The organism is Pseudomonas sp. zfem005, from assembly GCF_032621735.1.
GTDB classification, from domain to species: Bacteria; Pseudomonadota; Gammaproteobacteria; order Pseudomonadales; family Pseudomonadaceae; genus Metapseudomonas; species Metapseudomonas solani.
In genome coordinates this window covers 370,288-391,843 of the sequence record NZ_JAVYJE010000001.1, presented here as the reverse complement: position 1 = coordinate 391,843, position 21,556 = coordinate 370,288, and the positions used below count along the sequence as shown (strand labels likewise).

Annotated in this window: 20 protein-coding genes; 13 read left to right on the top strand and 7 right to left on the bottom strand. The window is 67.6% G+C overall.

The window, feature by feature from the left end; all coding sequences use genetic code 11:
- Window positions 1-98: 98 nt before the first annotated feature.
- Complete coding sequence (locus tag RTW82_RS01775) at window positions 99-674, top strand: DUF6436 domain-containing protein (protein ID WP_271659664.1); 576 nt, start codon at window positions 99-101, stop codon at window positions 672-674.
- Here the strand turns inward: RTW82_RS01775 and RTW82_RS01770 are convergent.
- Together RTW82_RS01770 and RTW82_RS01765 are read right to left on the bottom strand one after the other, a co-directional pair.
- A complete protein-coding gene (locus RTW82_RS01770; protein ID WP_316924077.1) occupies window positions 647-1,456 on the bottom strand; it encodes a transporter substrate-binding domain-containing protein in 810 nt (269 codons plus the stop codon). The genes RTW82_RS01775 and RTW82_RS01770 overlap by 28 nt on opposite strands.
- 29 nt (window positions 1,457-1,485) lie before the next feature.
- A complete protein-coding gene (locus RTW82_RS01765) occupies window positions 1,486-2,559 on the bottom strand; it encodes an AraC family transcriptional regulator (RefSeq protein ID WP_316924076.1) in 1,074 nt (357 codons plus the stop codon).
- Window positions 2,560-2,670: 111 nt separating this feature from the next.
- Here RTW82_RS01765 and RTW82_RS01760 point away from each other — a divergent pair, with 111 nt between their 5' ends.
- Both RTW82_RS01760 and RTW82_RS01755 read left to right on the top strand, forming a co-directional pair.
- Complete coding sequence (locus RTW82_RS01760) at window positions 2,671-5,052, top strand: penicillin acylase family protein (protein ID WP_316924075.1); 2,382 nt, start codon at window positions 2,671-2,673, stop codon at window positions 5,050-5,052.
- Window positions 5,053-5,114: 62 nt separating this feature from the next.
- Window positions 5,115-6,491: an FAD-binding oxidoreductase gene (locus tag RTW82_RS01755; RefSeq protein ID WP_316924074.1), complete on the top strand. Its 1,377-nt coding sequence runs from the start codon at window positions 5,115-5,117 to the stop codon at window positions 6,489-6,491.
- A gap of 10 nt (window positions 6,492-6,501) precedes the next feature.
- Here RTW82_RS01755 and RTW82_RS01750 read toward each other — a convergent pair whose 3' ends face one another.
- The gene (locus tag RTW82_RS01750; RefSeq protein WP_021218297.1) at window positions 6,502-7,482 is read right to left on the bottom strand and encodes an AraC family transcriptional regulator; all 981 of its coding nucleotides are present in this window, start codon (window positions 7,480-7,482) and stop codon (window positions 6,502-6,504) included.
- Window positions 7,483-7,642: 160 nt separating this feature from the next.
- Here RTW82_RS01750 and RTW82_RS01745 point away from each other — a divergent pair, with 160 nt between their 5' ends.
- Window positions 7,643-8,566: an SdiA-regulated domain-containing protein gene (locus tag RTW82_RS01745; protein WP_316924073.1), complete on the top strand. Its 924-nt coding sequence runs from the start codon at window positions 7,643-7,645 to the stop codon at window positions 8,564-8,566.
- 52 nt (window positions 8,567-8,618) lie between these two features.
- On the opposite strand, the gene RTW82_RS01740 is transcribed toward RTW82_RS01745, so the two are convergent.
- Together RTW82_RS01740 and rpiA are read right to left on the bottom strand one after the other, a co-directional pair.
- Window positions 8,619-9,860: a tetratricopeptide repeat protein gene (locus tag RTW82_RS01740; RefSeq protein ID WP_316924072.1), complete on the bottom strand. Its 1,242-nt coding sequence runs from the start codon at window positions 9,858-9,860 to the stop codon at window positions 8,619-8,621.
- Between the two features lie 145 nt (window positions 9,861-10,005).
- Window positions 10,006-10,677, bottom strand: coding sequence for a ribose-5-phosphate isomerase RpiA (rpiA, locus tag RTW82_RS01735; protein ID WP_043245808.1), 672 nt, complete (start codon window positions 10,675-10,677; stop codon window positions 10,006-10,008).
- Window positions 10,678-10,790: 113 nt separating this feature from the next.
- On the opposite strand from rpiA, the gene ilvA reads away from it, so the two are divergent.
- The 4 genes from ilvA (at window position 10,791) to RTW82_RS01715 (ending at window position 14,577) form a co-directional block, all read left to right on the top strand.
- Complete coding sequence (ilvA, locus tag RTW82_RS01730; protein ID WP_316924337.1) at window positions 10,791-12,335, top strand: threonine ammonia-lyase, biosynthetic; 1,545 nt, start codon at window positions 10,791-10,793, stop codon at window positions 12,333-12,335.
- Window positions 12,336-12,401: 66 nt separating this feature from the next.
- Entirely contained in the window at window positions 12,402-12,845 is a 444-nt protein-coding gene (locus RTW82_RS01725) for a DUF2269 family protein (RefSeq protein WP_316924071.1), read from the top strand.
- A gap of 2 nt (window positions 12,846-12,847) precedes the next feature.
- The gene (locus RTW82_RS01720) at window positions 12,848-14,107 is read left to right on the top strand and encodes an SDR family oxidoreductase (protein WP_316924070.1); all 1,260 of its coding nucleotides are present in this window, start codon (window positions 12,848-12,850) and stop codon (window positions 14,105-14,107) included.
- Complete coding sequence (locus RTW82_RS01715) at window positions 14,104-14,577, top strand: DUF2269 family protein (RefSeq protein ID WP_021218303.1); 474 nt, start codon at window positions 14,104-14,106, stop codon at window positions 14,575-14,577. The genes RTW82_RS01720 and RTW82_RS01715 overlap by 4 nt, the downstream gene beginning before the upstream one ends.
- A gap of 6 nt (window positions 14,578-14,583) precedes the next feature.
- On the opposite strand, the gene RTW82_RS01710 is transcribed toward RTW82_RS01715, so the two are convergent.
- Window positions 14,584-15,237, bottom strand: a complete 654-nt coding sequence (locus RTW82_RS01710; RefSeq protein WP_316924069.1) for an HAD family hydrolase — start codon at window positions 15,235-15,237, stop codon at window positions 14,584-14,586.
- 144 nt (window positions 15,238-15,381) lie between these two features.
- On the opposite strand from RTW82_RS01710, the gene RTW82_RS01705 reads away from it, so the two are divergent.
- A complete protein-coding gene (locus tag RTW82_RS01705) occupies window positions 15,382-15,861 on the top strand; it encodes an RNA pyrophosphohydrolase (RefSeq protein ID WP_081672122.1) in 480 nt (159 codons plus the stop codon).
- A 22-nt stretch (window positions 15,862-15,883) separates the two neighbouring features.
- Window positions 15,884-18,163, top strand: coding sequence for a phosphoenolpyruvate--protein phosphotransferase (ptsP, locus tag RTW82_RS01700; RefSeq protein WP_263401620.1), 2,280 nt, complete (start codon window positions 15,884-15,886; stop codon window positions 18,161-18,163).
- 123 nt (window positions 18,164-18,286) lie between these two features.
- Here the strand turns inward: ptsP and RTW82_RS01695 are convergent, their stop codons facing one another.
- Window positions 18,287-19,033 carry an NRDE family protein gene (locus tag RTW82_RS01695; protein ID WP_271659673.1) on the bottom strand — a complete coding sequence of 249 codons (747 nt, stop codon included), beginning with the start codon at window positions 19,031-19,033 and terminating at the stop codon, window positions 18,287-18,289.
- A 118-nt stretch (window positions 19,034-19,151) separates the two neighbouring features.
- Here RTW82_RS01695 and RTW82_RS01690 point away from each other — a divergent pair, with 118 nt between their 5' ends.
- The 3 genes from RTW82_RS01690 to RTW82_RS01680 are packed head-to-tail and all read left to right on the top strand — an operon-like array spanning window position 19,152 to window position 21,535.
- Complete coding sequence (locus tag RTW82_RS01690) at window positions 19,152-19,934, top strand: sulfite exporter TauE/SafE family protein (protein WP_021218308.1); 783 nt, start codon at window positions 19,152-19,154, stop codon at window positions 19,932-19,934.
- Window positions 19,935-19,943: 9 nt separating this feature from the next.
- Entirely contained in the window at window positions 19,944-20,744 is an 801-nt protein-coding gene (gene lgt / locus RTW82_RS01685) for a prolipoprotein diacylglyceryl transferase (protein WP_021218309.1), read from the top strand.
- Complete coding sequence (locus RTW82_RS01680; RefSeq protein WP_316924068.1) at window positions 20,741-21,535, top strand: thymidylate synthase; 795 nt, start codon at window positions 20,741-20,743, stop codon at window positions 21,533-21,535. The genes lgt and RTW82_RS01680 overlap by 4 nt, the downstream gene beginning before the upstream one ends.
- Window positions 21,536-21,556 lie beyond the last annotated feature (21 nt).

Sequence of the window (21,556 nt, the reverse complement as noted above, 5' to 3'; positions counted from 1 at the left end):
CAGTGGCCGGGTGCAGGGCGGCCGGCGATGAAGGTTGCCGATATTCAGCTGCGGGGCGCGTCGTGGCAAGCTACGCGTCCTGCAAAAGGTCTCTCCCCATGCGCTCGCCTTCCCGTAGAACCCTGTTCGCCAGTCTGCTCGTCATCGCCTGGATCATCGCCATGGTCGCCGCCTACCGCTGGTACGACGCGCGCTTCGTCCGCCCGTTCAGCGAGCGCACCACATTGTTCTCCGGCGATGGCCTGCAACTGCCCGCCGAACTGGCCGGGCCGGGGCCGATCCGCCTGGTGCATTTCTTCGACCCCGCCTGCCCCTGCAACGTCGGCAACCAGCAGCACCTGGGCGAGCTGATCGAGCGCTTCGCCGACCGGGGCGTGGCCTTCTATGCCGTGCAGAAACCGGGGAGCAAGGGCCAGCTGCCGCAGAACCTGCAACGCATGACCCTGCTCGCCGAGCTGCCCGGTGCCGCGGCCATCCCAGCCACCCCCGCCGTCGGCATCTGGGACCGCGAAGGCCGCCTGGCCTACTTCGGCCCCTACAGCGAAGGGGCGGTGTGCAACTCGGCCAACAGCTTCATCGAACCCATCCTCGAGGCGCTGCAGGATGGCCGCCCGGTGGACGCCACCCACACCCTGGCGGTGGGTTGCTACTGCGACTGGGCACCGGCGGGCTGAGCGCTTAGCGCGGACGGTTGGAAGCGGCGGAAGATGGCCTCGGCCTCGCCGCTGTTACGCAGGGTCTGCAACTCCCGGTCGAGCGCCTGGCTCAACGACGCCCCCCGTGGCGAACCCTTGCTCACCAGCAGGTAGAAGGCCTTGCTCGCCGGCAGCTCGAGATGGCGCAGCGTTTCGTCGCCCTGGTAGGCCCCCAGGGACAGCCCGCCGTAGAGCGGTTCGATCTCGCTGGGGAAGAAGTCGCAGCGTTGCAGCTGCAGCAACCCCAGGTTCTGTTGCACGCTTTTCACCCGCAGGACGTCCTGGGTGATGCCGTAGGGCGCGTAGTTGTAGCCGATGACCCCGCACACCCGATAGTTGGCCAGGCTGGTGGCGTCGGTGACCGCCGGTGCCTCGGCGAAGCGCCGGGTGGAATAGAACAGGCCCAGGCGCGTGCGGTAGAGCGGCTCGCTGTAGTGGGCGAAGGTTGCGCGCTCCTCGGTGTAGCTGGCGTCCCAGGTCACCTCGCAGTGACCGGAGCGGGCGAAGTCGGCCAGCTCCTGCTGCACACGCGCCCAGGGCAGGTAGTGCAGCTCATAGGGAAGATCGAGGCGTTGCAGCGCCGTCAGCACCAGGGTGGTCGCCGAGCCGCTGAGGCGGGTGTGGTCGATTTTGCCGTCATGGCGCTCCCAGTAGGTATAGGGCGGCCACTCGTTGCCATCGCCGAGACAAATCTTCACGGGCTCCGCCGCTTCCACCCCGCAGCATCCTGCCAGCAGGCACCCCGCAATGATTCTGTTCATCGCACCTCCAGGCCCTCCCCAAGGCTAGATCAGCCGTGGCGAATCGCACGGGTTCCGGTGCCGGTCGTGCCCTGCAGCCGCTGCCGATAGGCTTCCGGCGTCATCTCGTGCCAGCGGCGGAAGGCCCGGTAGAAGGGCGACAGCTCGGCGAAGCCGCAGGCCCGTGCCACCTCGCGGATCGGCATGCCCCCGGCCAGGAGTTCCAGCGAGCGGGACTGGCGCACCGCATCGCGCGCCTTGCGCAGGCTGCTGCCCTGTTCGGCCAGGGCCCGCTGCAGGGCGCTGGGGGCCAGCCCCAGCTCCGCCGCGCAGGCGGCCAGGGAGCAGTCCGCCTGGCCCAGGCGCACGCCCAGCAGGTAGTGCAGGCGGTTGAGCAGCTGGTTTTCCGCCAGCTCGCCCAGCTGCGCCTCGGCGTGCTGCCAGAGCAGCGCATGCATCTGCGGGTTGGCGGTGCGCGAGGGGCGTCGCAACAGGCTGCTGGGGAACAGCAGGGCATCGTGCGGGCAGCCGAAGGTGGGTTGCAGCCCGAACAGGCGGCGGTGCTCCACCAGCCGGCGCGGCTGGGCGTGGCGGAACTCCAGGGCGTCGACCTTGAACTCGTCGTCGGTGATCGACTTCATCAGCTTGATGAACAGCAGCGCCAGGCACTCCATCTGCTGGCGCAGCGGCGCGACGCCGGTGTAGTTGAGGTCGATCACCAGGCGCGCCTGCTCGCCTCGCACGTCCAGCTGGGCGACGAAACCGCCGGAGAGGATGTGCTGGAAGCGCACGAAGCTGTCCAGTGCCTCGCGCAGGTCGCGGCTGGCCAGCAGCAGGTAGCCGACCACGTCGAGCATGCGTGGTTTCATCTGCTCGCCCAGGTGCAGGCCGATGTCGCGGTCGCCGGTAATCACTTCGGCGGCCTCCCAGAACAGCGGTGCATCGTCGTGCTTGAGGCGCCCGTCGGCGGGCATGAACAGATGCCGGCGGTGCTGGAATACGCGGCGGTAGATATCGGCGGGGTCCAGCCCGAGATCGCCCAGCGCCTCGTAGAGCAGGCGGCGCAGGGTGGGGGAATGGGTCAGGGGCAGCGCGGTGGCGGAGTCGGCGTCGGGCGTGGGCATCGGGAGTTTCTCTGAATTGACCGAAGACTTTCAGCTCTGCGGTATTTGGTCAATGCCGAGCTCCATGGCACTGAGGAAAATGCCAGGCACTAGAACAAGGAGAATCCCTTCATGAAACGCACCCTGACTGTCCTTGCCGTGGTGGTTGCCGCCGTGGCCGCCGGTGGCGCCTGGTACGCCCAGAGCAAGAAACCCCTGCGCGACGGCGAACTGGCCATCGCCCACCTGCAGGCCCCGGTCAGCGTCCGCTACGACGAGCGTGGCGTGCCCCACATCCAGGCCGCCAACGAGGCCGACATGTACCGCGCCCTGGGTTTCGTGCATGCCCAGGACCGCCTGTTCCAGATGGAAATGCTGCGCCGCCTGGCCCGTGGCGAGCTGGCCGAGGTGCTGGGTGCCCGCCTGGTGGACACCGACCGCATGTTCCGCACCCTGGAGCTGCGCCAGCACGCCGCCGTCTACGCGAAGAAGATGGACATGGACAGCCCCTCCGCCAAGGCGCTGGCCGCCTACCTGGATGGCATCAACCAGTACCAGGACAGCCGCCCGGCGCCGGTGGAGTTCGACCTGCTGGGCATCCCCAAGCGCCCCTTCACGGTGGAAGACACCCTCTCGGTCGCCGGCTACATGGCCTACAGCTTTGCCGCTGCCTTCCGCACCGAGCCGGTGCTGACCTATGTGCGTGACGAACTGGGCGCCGATTACCTCAAGGTCTTCGACCTCGACTGGCACCCCGAGGGCGTGGTCGGGCAGAAGCTCGCCGCCAGCGATTGGCAGGCCCTCAACGGCCTCGCCCGCCTCAGTCACCAGGCCCTGGTGGAAGCCGGCCTGCCGCAGTTCGAGGGCAGCAACGCCTGGGCCGTGTCCGGCAGCCGCACCGCCAGCGGCAAGCCCCTGCTGGCCGGCGACCCGCACATCCGCTTCGCCGTGCCGGCGGTGTGGTACGAGGCCCAGGCCTCCTACCCCGGCTTCGAGCTCTACGGCCACTACCAGGCGCTCAACCCCACCGCGTCCCTGGGGCACAACGGGCAGTTCGCCTGGAGCCTGACCATGTTCCAGAACGACGACCTCGACCTGGTCGCCGAGAAGGTCAACCCGGACAACCCCAACCAGGTCTGGTACCAGGGCCAGTGGGTCGACATGCAGAGCCGCGAGGAGACCATCCAGGTCAAGGACGCCGAGCCGGTGAAGCTGACCCTGCGCCGCTCGCCCCATGGCCCCATCGTCAACGACGCCCTCGGTGCCACCCCCGGCAAGACGCCCATCGCCATGTGGTGGGCCTTCCTCGAAACCGAGAACCCGATCCTCGACGCCTTCTACCAGCTGAACCGCGCCGACACCCTGGACAAGGCCCGCAGCGCCGCCGAGAAGATCCACGCCCCCGGCCTCAACGTGGTCTGGGCCAACGCCGCCGGCGACATCGGCTGGTGGGCCTCGGCCAAGCTGCCGCAGCGCCCGGACGGGGTTAACCCCGCCTTCATCCTCGACGGCAGCAGCGCCGAGGCGGACAAGCCCGGCTACCTGCCCTTCAGCGCCAACCCCCAGGAGGAGAACCCCGAGCGCGGCTACATCGTCTCGGCCAACTTCCAGCCGCTGTCGCCCACAGGCGTAGCCATCCCCGGCTACTACAACCTGCCGGACCGCGGCCAGCGTCTGGACCAGTTGCTGGCGCAGAAGGACGTGAAGTGGGACCAGGACAACAGCCGCGCGCTGCAGCTGGAAACCGCCACCGGCTACGGCCCGCGCCTGCTCGCCCCGCTGCTGGGCGACCTGCGGGCCGCCGCGGCGGACGATGCCGAGCGTGCCCTGGTGGACCAGCTCGCCGCCTGGCAGGGTGACCACCCGCTGGATTCCACCGCCGCCACCGTCGCCGAACAGCTGGTCTACGAGCTGGCCCGTGGCGCCTTCCATGACGAGCTGGGCGATGCCTTCTTCGACAGCCTGCTGTCCACCCGCGTGCTCGACGTGGCCCTGCCGCGCCTGGCCGCCGATGCCGACTCGCCCTGGTGGGACGACCGCAGCACCGACGCCCGCGAAACCCGCGCCGATACCGTCAAGGCTGCCTGGCAGGCGAGCCTCGCCCACCTGAAGAAGACCCTCGGCGACGACAGCGCCAAATGGGCCTGGGGCCGTGCCCACACGCTGACCCACGGTCACCCGCTGGGCATGCAGAAACCCCTGGACAAGCTGTTCAACGTCGGCCCCTTCGCCGCCCCCGGTGGCCACGAGGTGCCCAACAACCTGTCCAACCGTGTCGGCCCGGCACCCTGGGAAGTGGCCTATGGCCCCTCCACCCGCCGCCTGATCGACATGGCCGACCCGGCCCACGGCATCGGCATCAACCCGGTGGGGCAGAGCGGCGTGGTCTTCGACCGCCACTACGACGACCAGGCCAAGCGCTACGTCGAGGGCGAGTACGTGCCCATGCACATGAGCGAAGAGGATGTGAAAGCCAACACCCAGGGCACGCTGAAGCTGGTCCCCAGGCCTTGATGGAAACCGTGCCGGCCCCCGGGTCGGCACGGTGCAACCGAACCACGGAGAAGGATTTCCCCATGTACAGACTGTTGCTGCTCCTGTTGCTGGCGGCGGGGCCCGCCCTGGCCGGCGAAACCGTCAACGACGTCACCGGCCTCAACCCCATCGAGGTGGAGCGGGTGCTGGCGCCCACCACCCTGGACGAGATCAGCCGCGCCGTGCGTGAGCACGATGGCCCCATCGCCATTGGCGGCGGGCGCTTCAGCATGGGCGGGCAGACCGCCACCGAACGTGCGCTGCAACTGGACATGCGCAGCTTCAACCGGGTGCTCGCCTTCGATCCCCAGCAGAAGACCCTTCGCGTGCAGGCGGGCATCACCTGGCGGCAGGTGCTCGAGTACATCGACCCCCACGGCCTGTCGCCGCAGATCATGCAGTCCTATGCCAACTTCACCGTGGGCGGCTCCCTGAGCGTGAATGCCCATGGCCGCTATGTCGGCCAGGGGCCGCTGGTGCTGGCGGTGAAGTCCATCCTGCTGGTGCTGGCCGACGGCAGCATGGTGGAGGCCAGCCCCACGCAGAACAGCGAGCTTTTCTATGGCGCCATCGGTGGCTATGGCGGTATCGGCGTGATCGCCGAGGCGACCCTGGCGCTGACCGAGAACACCCGCCTGGCGCGCAAGACCGAGGTGATGCCGGTGGAGCAATACCGGCGCTTCTTCGCCGAGCAGGTGCGGGGCAACCCGGACATGGTCATGCACAACGGCATCCTCTACACCGACGACTACAGGACGGTGCGTGCCGTTTCCTACCTGCGCACCGATGCGCCGCTCACGGTGGAAGAACGGCTGGTGGATGCGGAGCGCAACTACAAGGTCATGCGTGCCGCGCTCGGTGCGGCCTCCAGCAAGAGCGGCGCCGTCTTGCGCGAGGCGGTGCTCGACCCGCTGAACTTCCGGGGCGAGCAGGTGCAGTGGCGCAACCACGAGGCCAGCCTGGATGTGCGCGAGCTGCAACCCATCTCCGGGGCCGACTACAGCTACGTGCTGCAGGAATACTTCGTGCCCGAGGCGCAGTTGGAGGTGTTCATCGCCCGGATGCGCGACGTGCTGCAGAAGCACCGGGTGAAGGTAGCGAACATTTCCATCCGCCACGCCAAGGCGGACCCGGGCACGCTGCTGGCCTGGTCCCGGGGGGACACCTTCGCCCTGGTGCTCTATTACCGCCAGGGCACCTCGGAGGAGGCGCGCGCGGCAGTGGGCACCTGGACGCGGGAGCTGATCGACGCGGCCCTGGCCAGCGACGGCACCTACTACCTGCCGTACCAGATCCACGCCACCCGCGAGCAGTTCCTCGCCGCCTACCCGCGGGCGCCGGAGTATTTCGCCCTCAAGCAGCGGGTGGACCCGAGCGGCAAGTTCCGCAACAAGCTGTGGGACGCCTACTACCGCTGAGGCGCTCGGTTCAGCGCCGGTACTGGCTCGGCGGCTGGCCGCTCCAGCGCTGGAAGGCGTGGCGGAAGCTGGCGGTCTCGGCATAGCCGAGCTGCTCGGCGATCAGGTAGATGGGCAGGTCGGTCTGCAGCAGCAACTGGCGCGCCTTGTCGTAGCGCACCTCGTCCAGCAGGCGCTGGTAGCTGGTGTTGAGGCGCTGCAGGTGGCGGCGCAGGGTGCGCTCGGAGCGGTGCAGGCTGCGGGCCACGCGGTCGAGGTTGCTGGCCTCGCTCAGGTGCCCGGCCAGGTGCTCGCGGATCTGGTCGAGCACGTCGTGGCGGCTGGTCAGCTGGGCATCGAGCTTCTGGCACTGCTGCAGGCCGTGGTGGCAGGTCACCGGGTCGGCCAGGGGCAGGGGGCGGTCGAGCAGTGCGGCGTTGAAGCAGAGGGCCGTGCGCGAATCGCCGAAATCCACCGGACAGCCCAGCTTCTCGGTGTAGGCCGCCGCGTGCAGGGGCGGTCGGTAGGGCAGGCGCACCCGGCGCGGGCGCACTGCTTCGCCGAGCAGGTCCTGGATCACGGTGAGCAGCGAGGTCAGGCACAGCTCGCTGTTGAACACCATCAGCTCCGGCGCGTAGCGGTAGCCGGTGGCGACCAGGCGGGCCTCGGCGCCGTCCTCTTCCAGGGTCAGGGTGAAGTAGCTGCCCAGCAGCGAGGCGTTGGCCAGGGCGATGTTCAGTGCATCGCGCAGGGTGCGGCTGGCGAGCATGGTGTAGCCGAGGATGCCGTAGGCCGAGACGTGCATGCGCAGGCCCAGGGACAGGCCCAGCGCCGGGTCGCGGGTGCAGCTCAGGGCGTTGGCGAACACCCGCAGCTCCTGGGCGTGGCTGATGAGCTTGTCGGGGGTGTCGAGGTCGCTGCAGGCCACGCCGCTGCCGTCGAGCAGGCGCGGGCGCGGCACTTCCTCGGCCAGGCTCTCCACCGCCAGGGCAATGGTGTGCAGGGTGGTCATGACCCGTTCGGGTAGCAATGGCGCCGCCATGGTTCGTCCCCTTTGGTAACGGTGGGGTGCCGGGAGAATGCATGGGCCTGTGCATTAAGTTTCGATTCAGGCATCAGAATGGCGCACTCTTGTATTCTCGGCGCGCCCCTGAATCCCAGAGTTTGACCCGATGCGATCCTTCCTGACTCCCCGTTGGCTGGTTTCCGGCCTGTTGTTCTGTGTGCTGCTGGTGCTTGGCATCGCCGCACAGGAGTTCCGCCTGTTCGAGCGTGGCTGGTTCATCGTGCAAGAATGGCGCCACGCCTCGGAATGGCGCGAACGTTCGATCTGGCTGCCGGACTACCGGGTGACCCTCGAGGCACAGCCCATCGAGGGGCTGGACGACGATGTCTCGGCCCTCACCTATGACCCGGATCGCCACAGCCTGCTGACGGTCACCAACCAGCGCCCGCAGATCATCGAGATGTCCCTGGACGGCCATATAGTCCGGCGCATCGACCTGCATGGCTTCGGCGACCCGGAAGCCATCGAGTACATCAGCAAGGGCGTCTACGTGATCACCGACGAGCGCCTGCAGCGCCTGGTCAAGGTGCGCCTGGAAGAGGACACCACGCAGCTGGACGCCAGCGAGTCGCAGCAACTGTCCCTGGGCATCGGTCTGAACGGCAACAAGGGTTTCGAGGGCTTGGCCTACGACCCCGCCGGCCAGCGCCTGTTCGTGGCCAAGGAGCGCGACCCGGTGCGCATCTACGAGATCCACGGCTTCCCCCACAGCAACCCGGACAAGCCCTTCGCGGTGCACGTGGTGGACGACCCCGAGCGCGATGCCGGGCTCTTCGTCCGCGACCTCTCCAGCCTGCAATACGACGACCGCAGCGGCCACCTGCTGGCGCTGTCCGACGAGTCGCGGCTGGTGCTGGAGATCAACGCCGACGGCAAGCCCATCAGCAGCCTGTCGCTGCTGCGCGGCATGCACGGCCTGACCCGCGGCGTGCCGCAGGCGGAGGGCGTGGCGATGGATAACGAAGGGAATCTGTATTTGGTCAGCGAGCCGAACCTGTTCTACAGGTTCAGCAAGCCGGCGGGGGAGTGACGCTCGGTGCTCCACGGGGCGCTTCGTGGTCGAAGCGCCCCGTGGCCCGGGATCAGTACCAGGGACGCTCGACCAGGGGCAGGCTGAGGGTCTTGTCGCGGTAGTTGGCCTGGGCGGTCTTGATGTCCGTATGCAGTGCCTTCGCTTCTAGCACCAGGTCGTTCACTTCTGCCTGGGTGGGTTTGAATCCGGCAGTGGCGAGCAGGACGGCTATCGCCGCGCCCTCCCGGTTGCCTTCTGCCAAGGCGATGGATGCCCAGATGAACGCCTGCTTGTGCTCGCCCTTGAGCAGGTAGAGGGCGGCGGTATTGCTCTGGCCGAAGGGGGCGCCTGTCCGGGCTTCGGCTTCGCACCAGGCCAGTACCTGCGCGGCCTGTGCGGGGTCCCCGCCACCATTCCTGCGCTTCAGGCCCGGCGCGAAGATGCGGCAACCCAGGCTCGATGCCAGGCGATCGCCCTTGGCGGACGCGTCAGCGAGCAGCTTGCGGTAGTCCGCCTCGCTGATGAGCGCACCCTCACCCTCGCCAAAGGCCCCGGCGAGATAAAGCATCTTCACCTGGGCGTTGCTCTGGCCGTATTGCTCGTAGACCGCCTTGCGCCGGGCCGGATCCTCCAGTGTGGGGATGTGGCCGTCGAACAGCCCCATCAGCACCGACGGGTAGCCGGAAGGGCCGTGCTGCGCCAGGTATTCGTAGGCTTTCACGACCTTTTCCTGGTCGAGCTTGCCCAGGGTGGCATCGCCATACAGGGTGGCCAGGCCCTGCTGGGCATGCAGGCAATGGCCTTCGACGGTGGCTTTCTCGGCGACTTCCTGCAGCAGGCTCTCCGCCTTGTCGAGGTCCTGCTGGAAGGGGGCATTGCCGTTGAGCAGGGCCAGGCCCAGCAGCAGCTTGGCGGTGTAGGAGCCTTGGGCGGCGCCTTTCTCCAGGAAGCCCTTCGACTGCTGCAGGTCGACCTTCTGGCCGAACTGCTCGTCTTCCAGGTAACGGCTCAGCATGTAGGAGGCATCACCGTTGCCGTTGAGGGACGACTGGGTGTAGAGCTCGAAGGCCTTGTTGAAGTCCTGTGCGACGCCGTCGCCGCGTTCGTACATCTTGGCCAGCATGTACTGGGCGCGGGGCTCCTTGTCCTCGGCAGCGCTTTCCAGCAGTTCGTGGGCTTCCTGCATCTGCTGCGGTGCGGTGGTTTCGGGGCGGTACAGGCCGATGGCCTTGTCGGTCTTCTCGACGGGGGTTTCGAAGCAGCCACTGAGCAGCAGGCACAGCGACAGCGTGATGAAGGCTTCCTTCTTCATGGCATTCCTTGATGGGGGGAGGGTATTTCGCGGCGCAGAGCCTATCAGAGGCGAATGCCTGATGGCATTTTGATGTTTAGGCGTCGGAGAGCGGTGGGTTGTCGCAGGACAGGAGCCCGGCACCTTGCATGCCGGGCTCGGTTTCTTACGCCTTCAGCGTCTTCACGCCTTCCGCGGTGCCGAGCAGCAGCAGGTCGGCGGGGCGGGCGGCGAACAGGCCGTTGGTGACCACGCCGACGATGGCGTTGATCTGTGCTTCCAGGGTCACCGGGTCGGTGATCGAGAGGTTGTACACATCGAGGATGATGTTGCCGTTGTCGGTGACCACGCCTTCGCGGTAGACCGGGTCGCCGCCCAGCTTCACCAGCTGGCGCGCCACGTGGCTGCGGGCCATGGGGATGACTTCCACCGGCAGCGGGAAGGCGCCGAGCACCGGCACCAGCTTGCTGCCGTCGGCGATGCAGATGAAGGTACGTGCCACGGCGGCGACGATCTTCTCGCGGGTCAGGGCAGCGCCGCCGCCCTTGATCAGGTTCAGGTGCGCGTCGCTCTCGTCGGCGCCGTCGACGTAGAACTCCAGGGCGTCCACCGCGTTCAGGTCATAGACCGGAATGCCGTGGCCCTTGAGGCGCTGGGCGGTGGCTTCGGAGCTGGCGACCGCGCCGTCGAAGGCCATCTTGTGCTGAGCCAGGGCGTCGATGAAGAAGTTGGCGGTCGAGCCGGTGCCGACGCCGACGACGCTCTTGCTGTCGAGCAGCGGGAGGATATGGTCGACTGCGGCCTGGGCGACTGCCTGCTTGAGCTGGTCCTGGGTCATGCTGGTGGTCCACGTATGAAAGGAAATGCGAGGGCGCGGATTATAGCCGTTCAGCGCGGCAAAACCCCGCATTCTCTGTGGTCGGGCGACGAAGCCCTGGGGTAGACTCGCCCATCCCCGCAAGCCCCGCCAGTGAAGCCGTGATGCTCGAAGACTACGTGAAGAAGACCCTCACCTCGCGCGTTTATGACGTGGCGGTGGAAACCCCCTTGCAACCCGCGCTGCGCCTGTCCGAACGCCTTGGCAACCAGGTGCTGCTCAAGCGCGAGGACCTGCAGCCGGTGTTCTCCTTCAAGATTCGCGGCGCCTACAACAAGCTGGCGCAGCTCAGCGCCGAGGAGCTGGCGCGCGGCGTGGTTACCGCCTCGGCCGGCAACCACGCCCAGGGCCTGGCCCTGGCGGCCCGCGAGCTGGGCATCAAGGCGACCATCGTGATGCCGCGCACCACCCCCGAGCTCAAGGTCCAGGGCGTGCGCGCCCGGGGCGGCAAGGTGGTGCTGCACGGCGACGCCTTCCCCGAGGCGCTGGCCTATTCGCTGAAGCTGGTGGACGAGAAGGGCTTCGTCTACATCCACCCCTACGATGACCCGCACGTGATCGCCGGCCAGGGCACCGTGGCGATGGAGATCCTCCGCCAGCACCCGGGGCGCCTGGACGCCATCTTCGTGCCGGTGGGCGGCGGCGGCCTGATCGCCGGCATCGCCGCCTACGTGAAGTACCTGCGCCCCGAGGTGAAGGTGATCGGCGTCGAGCCGGACGACTCCAACTGCCTGCAGGCCGCCATGGCCGCCGGCGAGCGCGTGGTGCTGGGCCAGGTCGGGCTGTTCGCCGACGGCGTGGCCGTGGCGCAGATCGGCCAGCACACCTTCGACATCTGCCGCGATCACGTGGACGAGGTGATCACCGTCAGCACCGACGAGATCTGCGCGGCGATCAAGGACATCTACGACGACACCCGCTCCATCACCGAACCCGCCGGCGCCCTGGCCGTGGCCGGGATCAAGAAGTACGTGGAGCGCGAAGGCAGCAGTGGGCAGACCCTGGTGGCCATCGATTCCGGCGCCAACATCAACTTCGACCGCCTGCGCCATGTGGCCGAGCGCGCCGAACTGGGCGAGAAGCGCGAGGCGATCATCGCCGTGACCATCCCCGAGCGCCCGGGTAGCTTCAAGGCCTTCTGCGAGGCCATCGGCAAGCGCCAGATCACCGAATTCAACTACCGCTACAACACCGATGCCGAGGCGCACATCTTCGTCGGCGTGCAGACCCACCCGGAGAACGACCCACGCGAGGTGCTGGTGCAGAGCCTGCGCGACCAGGGCTTCCCGGTGCTGGACCTGACCGACAACGAGCTGGCCAAACTGCACATCCGCCACATGGTCGGCGGCCACGCGGCGCGGGTGGAGGACGAGTCGGTCTTCCGCTTCGAATTCCCCGAGCGCCCCGGCGCGCTGTTCAACTTCCTCAACAAGCTGGGCGGGCGCTGGAACATCACCCTGTTCCACTACCGCAACCACGGCGCCGCCGACGGCCGCGTGGTGGCCGGGCTGCAGGTGCCGGCGGACGAGCGCCACCTGATCCCCGCGGCGCTGGAAGAGATCGGCTACCCCTATTGGGACGAGAGCGACAACCCGGCCTATCGGCTGTTCCTCGGTTGACGGCGGCGGCCGCCCGCGATGGCGGCCATCTACACTCTGCTCGTCGCCCGGATGGAGTGATAAGGAATGGATGACTACCTGATGCTGCAGATACTTCACGGCTTGCTGACCTTCCTCCTGTTCGTCGTTGCCGGCGGCCTGCTGTGGTTCGTGCTGCGTGCCTGGCACGGCGGCCTGCGTGGCTGGGCGCCGAGCCTGCGCCAATCCGTGCTGTTCGGCGTGCCGGCGCTGCTGACCCTGGGCGTGGCCCTGCCGATCACCGGCTGGTGGCTGCTGGCCCTGGCGGAAATCCCCTTCGGCCTGACCTGGGTGCTGGGCAGCTCCATCCTCTACCTGCTGGCCGGCATCGCCTGGCTGGCCTTCACCCGGCGCCTGCTGGTGCTGCATGCCGGGGAGGCGCCCAGCGCCGCCCCGCGCAGCCGCTTCCTTGGTTTCAGCCTGGGTTATGGCGCGGTCGGCTTCCTGTTGCTGCTGATCATCCTCGTGCTGACCCTGGCCAAGCCGGCCTGAGCTTGGCCAGGCGCATCCTGCTGGTCGGTGCCAGCGGCTTTATCGGTCGTCACCTTCTGCGCGCCCTGTCTGCCGGCGGCCACAGCCTGGTCGCCACCTCCCGCTCGGGCACTGGGCCGCAGTTGCCCGGCGTCGTCTGGCAGCCGCTGGATCTGGAGCATCTGGCTGAAAAACCCGAGCACTTCCCCTGGCCCGATGGCATCGACCTGGTGATCAACGCCGCCGGTGTGCTGGACAGCGACCTGGCGCGCCAGGCCCGTGTGCAGGCCGATGGCGCCTGCGCCCTGTTCGACCTCGCCGCCTGCCACGGCGCAGCGGTGTTGCAGCTTTCCGCCCTGGGCGCGGGTGAGGCGGGCGGGTTGCCCTTCCTCGCCAGCAAGGCCCGGGCGGACGAGCACCTGCTGGCCCTGGGGATTCCCGCCGTGGTGCTGCGCCCGTCCCTGGTGCTGGGCGAGGGTGGCGTCAGCAGCGCCTGGCTGGAGCGCCTCGCCGCGCTGCCCTTGGCACCCCTGCTGGATACCCGGGCGCGGAGCATGCCGCTGCATGTGGATGACCTGGTCGGCGCGGTTGCGGCCCTGCTGCGGCACTGGCCCGAACAGCCTGGGGTGCTGGAGCTGGTCGGCCCCGAAGCGCTGACCCAGAGCGAGTTGCTCGACCGCCTGCGCGCCCACATGGGCTGGACCCCGGCGCGTTATATCCAGCTGCCACGACCACTGGTGGGTGTCGCCACTCGCCTGCATCTGCTGGACCCGCAACTGCCGGCCCTGGCGCGGCAAGACAACCTGGGCGATGCCGCACCGTTGGAACAGCTCAGTGGCCATCGCCCGGCAGCGCTCGGCCAGCGCCTGGATTCCACCTGGCCGCAGAAGGCCCGGGCGGTAAACGGCTGGCTGCATCCTCTGATGCTGGCGGCCCTGGTGCTGATCTGGCTGGGCACCGCACTGGTCTGCCTCGGCCCCGGGTTCGACTGGGGGCTGCGGATCATGGCGGAGATGGGTGTTTCCGGCCTGCTGGCCACGCTGGCGGTGGTGGGCGGCGCCTTGCTGGATGCGCTGCTGGGCATCGGCTTGCTGCTAAGGCGTTGGAGGCGCCACGCGCTGCTCGCGCAACTGGGCCTGATGCTGGCCTATACGCTGCTGATCAGCCTGCTGCTTCCGCACTACTGGGCCGACCCTTATGCTGCGGTCGGCAAGAACCTCGTGCTCATGGTCGCCACCCTCTGGGTGCTGTGGCTGGAGCCCTCGCAACGGAAAACCGGATGAGCCTATACCTGCTGCTGAAGACCCTGCACATCATGTCCTCCACCCTGCTGTTCGGCACCGGGCTGGGCTCGGCCTACTACGCCCTGCGCGCCTGGCGCAGCCAGCGGCTGGAGGTGATCGCCGTGACCTTCCGCCACCTGGTCACCGCCGACTGGCTGTTCATCGCCACCACGGCGGTGTTCCAGCCGTTCAGCGGCCTGGCCCTGGCCAAGCTGGCGGGCTGGCCGTTGAACCAGGTGTGGTTGCTGTGGAGCGTGGGCCTGTACGTGTTCGCCGGGCTCTGCTGGTTGCCGGTGGTCTGGCTGCAGATCCGCGTGCGCGACATGGCGCGCGATGCGCTGGCCGACGGCGGGGAACTGCCGGCCAGGGCGCACCTTTATATGAAGGTCTGGTTCATCCTGGGCTGGCCGGCCTTCATCGCCTTCGTCGGCATCTTCTTCCTGATGGTGGCCAAGCCGCTCTCGCTCTGAGGCGGCTCAGCGCAGGGAGATCACCGGCCAGCCGCGACGCTCGGCCTCGGCGCGCAGCTTGGGGTCGGGGTCGACCGCCACCGGGCGGGTCACCCGCTCCAGCAGTGGCAGGTCATTCAGCGAATCGCTGTAGAAGCTGGCGCCTTCCAGGCTCAGGCCGGTTTCGGCGAGCCAGCGCTCCAGGCGGGTGACCTTGCCGTCGCGGAAGCAGGGCACGTCGGTGGTGCGCCCGGTGTAGCGGCCGTTCTCCATCTCGCATTCGGTGGCCAGCAGGGTCTCGACCCCCAGGCGCGCGGCGATGGGGCCGGTGACGAAGCGGTTGGTGGCGGTGATGATCACCAGCTTGTCGCCTGCGGCGCGATGCTCGGCCAGCAGGGTCTCGCCCTTGGCCAGGATGATCGGCTCGACGCAATCACGCATGAACTCGCGGTGCCACTGCTCCAGCTGGGCCATCTCGGTGCGGCCGAGGATTTCCAGGCTGAAGTTCAGGTAGTCGGTGATGTTCAGGCGGCCGGCGAGGTAATCCTGGTAGAACTCGTCGTTGCGGCTCTTGTAGGCATCGCCGTCGAGAATGCCGCGTTCGCACAGGTAGTCGCCCCAGGCGTGATCGCTGTCGCCGCCAAGGAGGGTATTGTCGAGATCGAAAAGGGCCAGGCGCACGTCTTTTACCTTGAATCGAAACTACGGAGGGCGGCCAGAATAACCACTTTTCCCCGGCCTGCCCATTGCGCTAAAAGCCCGCATTGCCGCGTTTACAGGCTTTATGGAACAATGCCGGAACATGCGTATGCGAGGTTGTTCGCCGTGATCGATCCCGATGGTTTTCGCCCCAATGTCGGCATCATTCTCGCCAATGAGGTCGGGCAGGTGCTGTGGGCTCGGCGTATCAATCAGGACGCCTGGCAGTTCCCCCAGGGGGGCATCAACCCCCGTGAGACGCCGGAAGAGGCGCTGTACCGCGAGCTGAACGAAGAGGTCGGGCTCGAGGAACGGGATGTGAAAATACTTGCATGCACCCGGGGCTGGTTGCGCTATCGTCTGCCGCAGCGTCTGGTGCGGACCCATAGCCAACCCCTGTGCATCGGGCAGAAGCAGAAGTGGTTCCTGCTGCGCCTGCAATCGGACGAGAACCGGGTTCGCATGGACCTGACCGGCAAGCCTGAGTTCGACGGCTGGCGCTGGGTCAGCTACTGGTACCCGCTGGGACAGGTCGTGACCTTCAAGCGAGAAGTCTACCGCCGTGCCCTCAAGGAATTAGCCCCGCGCCTGCTGGCGCAAGACTGACCCGGAGAAAGGCTACAAGGCCATGCTCAATACGCTGCGCAAGATCGTCCAGGAAGTGAACGCCGCCAAGGATCTGAAGGCGGCGTTGGCGATCATCGTGCTGCGGGTCAAGGAAGCCATGGGCAGCCAGGTCTGCTCCGTCTACCTGCTGGACCCCGAGTCCAACCGGTTCGTGCTGATGGCCACCGAGGGCCTGAACAAGCGCTCCATCGGCAAGGTCAGCATGGCCCCCAACGAGGGCCTGGTCGGTCTGGTCGGCACCCGCGAGGAGCCGCTCAACCTCGAACACGCCGCCGACCACCCCCGCTATCGCTATTTCGCCGAAACCGGCGAGGAACGCTACGCCTCCTTCCTCGGCGCACCGATCATCCACCACCGCCGGGTGATGGGCGTTCTGGTGGTGCAGCAGAAGGAGCGCCGCCAGTTCGACGAGGGCGAGGAAGCCTTCCTCGTCACCATGAGCGCCCAGCTCGCGGGCGTTATCGCCCATGCCGAGGCCACCGGTTCGATCCGGGGCCTGGGCCGCCAGGGCAAGGGCATCCAGGAAGCCAAGTTCGTCGGCGTGCCCGGTGCGCCGGGCGCTGCCGTGGGCACCGCCGTGGTGGTGCTGCCGCCGGCCGACCTGGAAGTGGTACCCGACCGCGCCGTCGATGACATCGAGGCCGAGGTCGAGCGCTTCAAGCAGGCCCTGGAAGCGGTGCGCGAAGACATGCGCCGCCTGTCCAGCAAGCTGGCCAGCCAGTTGCGCCCCGAGGAGCGGGCGCTGTTCGACGTCTACCTGATGATGCTCGACGACGCCTCCATCGGCCTGGAAGTGAAGAAGGTCATTCGCTCCGGCCAGTGGGCCCAGGGTGCCCTGCGCCAGGTGGTGATGGAGCACGTCAAGCGCTTCGAACTGATGGACGACGCCTACCTGCGCGAGCGCGCCTCCGACGTCAAGGACCTCGGTCGCCGCCTGCTCGCCTACCTGCAGGAAGAGCGCAAGCAGAACCTGGTGTACCAGGACAACACCATCCTGGTCAGTGAAGAACTGTCCCCGGCCATGCTCGGCGAAGTGCCCGAAGGCAAGCTGGTGGGCCTGATTTCGGTTCTCGGCTCCGGCAACTCCCACGTCGCCATCCTCGCTCGCGCCATGGGTGTGCCCACGGTCATGGGCGTGGTCGACCTGCCGTACTCCAAGGTCGACGGCATCGAGCTGATCGTCGACGGCTACCACGGTGAAGTCTTCACCAACCCCTCCGCCGAGCTGCGCAAGCAGTACAGCGAAGTGGTCGAGGAGGAGCGCCAGCTGGTCAAGGGCCTCGACGCCCTGCGCAGCCTGCCCTGCGAAACCCTGGACGGCCACCGCATGCCGCTGTGGGTCAACACCGGCCTGCTGGCCGACGTGACCCGTGCCCAGGAGCGCGGCGCCGAAGGCGTCGGCCTGTACCGCACCGAAGTGCCGTTCATGATCAACGAGCGCTTCCCCAGCGAAAAGGAGCAGCTCGCCATCTACCGCGAGCAGCTCGCCGCCTTCCATCCGCTGCCGGTGACCATGCGCACCCTGGACATCGGTGGCGACAAGGCGCTGTCGTATTTCCCGATCAAGGAAAGCAACCCCTTCCTCGGCTGGCGCGGCATCCGCGTCACCCTCGACCACCCGGAAATCTTCCTGGTGCAGGTGCGCGCCATGCTCAAGGCCAGCGAAGGCCTGAACAACCTGCGCATCCTCCTGCCGATGATCTCCGGCGTGCAGGAGCTGGAAGAATCCCTGCACCTGATCCACCGCGCCTGGGGCGAGGTGCGTGACGAAGGCGTCGACATCCCCATGCCCCCGGTGGGCGTGATGATCGAGATTCCCGCGGCCGTGTACCAGACCCGCGAGCTGGCGCGCCAGGTGGACTTCCTCTCGGTGGGCTCCAACGACCTCACCCAGTACCTGCTGGCGGTGGACCGCAACAACCCGCGCGTCGCCGACCTCTACGACTACCTGCACCCGGCGGTGCTGCAAGCGCTGGTCAAGGTGGTCAACGACGCCCACGCCGAAGGCAAGCCGGTGAGCATCTGCGGCGAGATGGCCGGTGATCCCGCCGCGGCCGTCCTGCTGCTGGCCATGGGCTTCGACAGCCTGTCGATGAACGCCACCAACCTGCCCAAGGTGAAGTGGCTGCTGCGCCAGGTCAGCATCAGCAAGGCGCGCGAGCTGCTGGAGCAGCTGATGGGCATCGACAACCCGCAGGTTATCCACAGCTCCCTGCACCTGGCCCTGCGCAACCTGGGCCTGGGCCGCGTGATCAACCCGGCCGCGACCATCCAGGCCTGAGCCCCGCTTCCGGGGCTTGGCCACGCTGCATCTCGTTTTCCTTCCCATGGCAGCACCCGCGATCAACCCGCGCGGGTGCCTTGCTGTGCCGTGGGCATCCCCGGCGCACGGCAGGGGTCTGCCCTAGAGCACCATCTCCACCTGCCCCAGTTGCTCACCGTGGGGGCCGTAGCTGCGCTCCACCAGTTCGCGGCGGCCGTTGGCATGGACGATCAGCGCCGTGCTGGCGCGGGTGCCGTAGGTGCGGGTGGCGATGAACACCGGGGACAGCATGCGCTCGGTGTTCAGGCCCACGCCGGTATCGGGAAGGATCGCGTCCGGCGCCGCCTCGGGGTCGTGCATCAGGTTGAGCAGGGTGTCGGTGGTGACGCCTTGCAGGCACTCCGCCAGGGCCGCCTTGGCCCGCTCGACCTTCGGCCAGGGCGTGTCGAGGTCGGCGTTGGACAGCCCGTAGATGCCGGCGGCCAGCGTTCTCGGCCCGCCGCTGCGGGGGTTGAGGAAGCACAGCTCGCGGCTGTCGCCCACCAGCAGGTTGAAGCCGGCGTAGTCGGCGGCGCGGCGCTGGGCGTCGGCGAGGAACTCGGCCGGGCCCAGCGTGCCGTTGAGGAACTGCACGCACAGCTCGCCACGGGAGCGCCCCACCGGGGGCAGGCGCGGGTCGCGGATATTGGTCAGGGCGGCGAAGCGGCCGTCGGGGCCGAGGCCCAGCCAGGTGCCGCCGGCTTCGAGGTCGCGGCCGGCGTAGAGGCCGGGGGCGTCTGGCCAGTGGGCCAGGGGTTGGGTGGGGCGGGCGTAGAACTCGTCACGGTTGGCAGCCAGTACCAGCGGGACTTCCTGTCCGGGTTGCCAGGCGAATGCGATGAGGCACATCTGGAGTCGTCTCCTTTTTGTTGTCGCGAGTCTAGCAGCCGCTCGGCGGCTCGCCATCGAGTCGTTGGAGCCTCGGGCGGGCTTCCGTTAACATGCCGCTTTGTTTTCGGGGGTGTCGATGGAATTCCTGCTCTACCTGGTACTCGGCGCCTGCGCCGGCGTGCTCGCCGGTCTGTTCGGTGTGGGTGGCGGCATGATCATCGTGCCGGTGCTGGTTTTCAGTTTCACTGCCCAGGGATTCGACCCCAGCATCCTGACCCACCTCGCCGTCGGTACCTCCCTGGCGACCATCATCTTCACCTCGATCAACGCCGTACGCGAGCACCATCGCAAGGGTGCGGTGCGTTGGCACATCTTCGCCTGGATGACCCTCGGCATCCTCCTCGGCGCGGCGCTGGGTTCGCTGACCGCCAAGGCGATCCAGGGCCCCATGCTGCAGAAGATCATCGGCTGCTTCGCCATCTTCGTTTCCCTGCAGATGGCCCTGGACCTCAAGCCCAAGGCCAGCCGTGACGTGCCCGGCAAGCCGGGGCTGACCGTCGCCGGCGCCTTCATCGGCTGGGCCTCGGCGATCTTCGGCATCGGCGGTGGTTCGCTGACCGTGCCCTTCCTCACCTGGCGCAGCGTGCCCATGCAGCAGGCGGTGGCCACGTCCTCCGCCTGCGGGCTGCCCATCGCCCTGGCCAGCGCCCTGTCGTTCATGGTGCTGGGCTGGAACGAGCCGCACCTGCCACAGTGGAGCTTCGGTTTCGTCTATCTGCCCGCGCTGGCCGGCATCGCGCTGACCAGCATGTTCTTCGCCCGCTTCGGCGCCCGCCTGGCCCACCGCCTGTCGCCGCGTCTGCTCAAGCGCCTGTTCGCCCTGCTGCTGTTCTCGGTCGGGCTGAGTTTTCTGATCTAAGGAGTCGTGATGCTGGCTTATCCCCAGATCGATCCGGTGGCCCTGAGCCTCGGACCCCTGAAAATCCACTGGTACGGCCTGATGTACCTGATCGGCATCGGCGGTGCCTGGTGGCTGGCCTCGCGCCGCCTCAAGGCCTTCGACCCGACCTGGAGCCGCGAGAAGCTTTCCGACCTGGTGTTCTGGGTCGCCCTGGGCGTGATCGCCGGTGGCCGCCTCGGCTACGTGCTGTTCTATGACCTGTCGGCCTACCTCGCCAACCCGCTGCTGATCCTCGAGGTGTGGAAGGGCGGCATGTCGTTCCACGGCGGCCTGATCGGCGTGATGCTGGCGACCCTATGGTTCGGCCGGCGCAACGGCAAGAGCTTCTTCCAGCTGATGGACTTCATCGCCCCGCTGGTGCCCATCGGCCTGGGCGCCGGGCGCATCGGCAACTTCATCAACTCCGAGCTCTGGGGCAAGGTCACCGACGTGCCCTGGGCGATGATCTTCCCCAATGGCGGCCCGCTGCCGCGTCACCCGTCGCAGCTGTACCAGTTCGCTCTCGAAGGCGTGGCGCTGTTCGCCATCCTCTGGTTCTACTCGCGCAAGCCGCGCCCGACCATGGCCGTCTCCGGCATGTTCGCGCTGTGCTACGGCATCTTCCGCTTCATCGTCGAGTTCGTCCGCGTACCGGATGCCCAGCTCGGTTACCTGGCCTTCGGCTGGCTGACCATGGGCCAGGTGCTCTGCGTGCCGATGATCCTCGGCGGCATCGGCTTGATCGTCTGGGCCTACCGTCGCCAGCCCGTCCAAGGAGTCGCCTCGTGAAACAGTACCTCGACCTGATGCGCCTGGTGCGCGAGACCGGCACCTTCAAGAGCGACCGCACCGGCACCGGCACCTACAGCGTGTTCGGCCACCAGATGCGCTTCAACCTGGCCGATGGCTTCCCCTTGGTGACCACCAAGAAGTGCCACCTGAAGTCCATCGTTCACGAGCTGCTGTGGTTCCTCCAGGGCGACACCAACATCCGTTACCTGAAGGAAAACGGTGTCTCCATCTGGGACGAATGGGCCGACGAGAACGGCGACCTGGGCCCGGTCTACGGCTACCAGTGGCGCAGCTGGCCGGCGCCCAATGGCGAGTCGATCGACCAGATCAGCAAGCTGATCGAGATGATCCGCAAGAACCCGGATTCGCGCCGCCTGATCGTCTCCGCCTGGAACCCGGCCCTGGTGGACCAGATGGCCCTGCCGCCCTGCCACGCGCTGTTCCAGTTCTACGTGGCCGACGGCAAGCTCAGCTGCCAGCTGTACCAGCGTTCGGCGGACATCTTCCTCGGCGTGCCCTTCAACATCGCCAGCTACGCCCTGCTGACGCTGATGGTGGCGCAGGTCTGCGGCCTGGAGCCCGGCGACTTCGTCTGGACCGGCGGCGACTGCCACCTCTACGCCAACCACATCGAGCAGACCGACCTGCAGCTCACCCGCGAGCCGCTGCCCCTGCCGACCATGAAGCTCAACCCCGAAGTGAAGGACCTGCTGGCCTTCAAGTTCGAGGACTTCGAGCTGGTGGGCTACCAGGCGCACCCGCACATCAAGGCACCGGTCGCGGTCTGACCCGCTCGGGCTCCCACAGGC

Excerpts from the sequence above, each read along its gene's own strand:
- RTW82_RS01770 (WP_316924077.1), bottom strand. The coding sequence starts at position 1,456 with ATGAACAGAATCATTGCGGGGTGCCTGCTGGCAGGATGCTGCGGGGTG.
- RTW82_RS01750 (WP_021218297.1), bottom strand. The coding sequence starts at position 7,482 with ATGACCACCCTGCACACCATTGCCCTGGCGGTGGAGAGCCTGGCCGAG.
- RTW82_RS01745 (WP_316924073.1), top strand. The coding sequence starts at position 7,643 with ATGCGATCCTTCCTGACTCCCCGTTGGCTGGTTTCCGGCCTGTTGTTC.
- RTW82_RS01695 (WP_271659673.1), bottom strand. The coding sequence starts at position 19,033 with ATGTGCCTCATCGCATTCGCCTGGCAACCCGGACAGGAAGTCCCGCTG.
- RTW82_RS01775 (WP_271659664.1), top strand. The coding sequence starts at position 99 with ATGCGCTCGCCTTCCCGTAGAACCCTGTTCGCCAGTCTGCTCGTCATC.
- RTW82_RS01725 (WP_316924071.1), top strand. The coding sequence starts at position 12,402 with ATGGATGACTACCTGATGCTGCAGATACTTCACGGCTTGCTGACCTTC.
- rpiA (WP_043245808.1), bottom strand. The coding sequence starts at position 10,677 with ATGACCCAGGACCAGCTCAAGCAGGCAGTCGCCCAGGCCGCAGTCGAC.
- RTW82_RS01690 (WP_021218308.1), top strand. The coding sequence starts at position 19,152 with ATGGAATTCCTGCTCTACCTGGTACTCGGCGCCTGCGCCGGCGTGCTC.
- RTW82_RS01765 (WP_316924076.1), bottom strand. The coding sequence starts at position 2,559 with ATGCCCACGCCCGACGCCGACTCCGCCACCGCGCTGCCCCTGACCCAT.
- RTW82_RS01755 (WP_316924074.1), top strand. The coding sequence starts at position 5,115 with ATGTACAGACTGTTGCTGCTCCTGTTGCTGGCGGCGGGGCCCGCCCTG.
- RTW82_RS01760 (WP_316924075.1), top strand. The coding sequence starts at position 2,671 with ATGAAACGCACCCTGACTGTCCTTGCCGTGGTGGTTGCCGCCGTGGCC.
- RTW82_RS01715 (WP_021218303.1), top strand. The coding sequence starts at position 14,104 with ATGAGCCTATACCTGCTGCTGAAGACCCTGCACATCATGTCCTCCACC.
- ptsP (WP_263401620.1), top strand. The coding sequence starts at position 15,884 with ATGCTCAATACGCTGCGCAAGATCGTCCAGGAAGTGAACGCCGCCAAG.
- lgt (WP_021218309.1), top strand. The coding sequence starts at position 19,944 with ATGCTGGCTTATCCCCAGATCGATCCGGTGGCCCTGAGCCTCGGACCC.
- RTW82_RS01740 (WP_316924072.1), bottom strand. The coding sequence starts at position 9,860 with ATGAAGAAGGAAGCCTTCATCACGCTGTCGCTGTGCCTGCTGCTCAGT.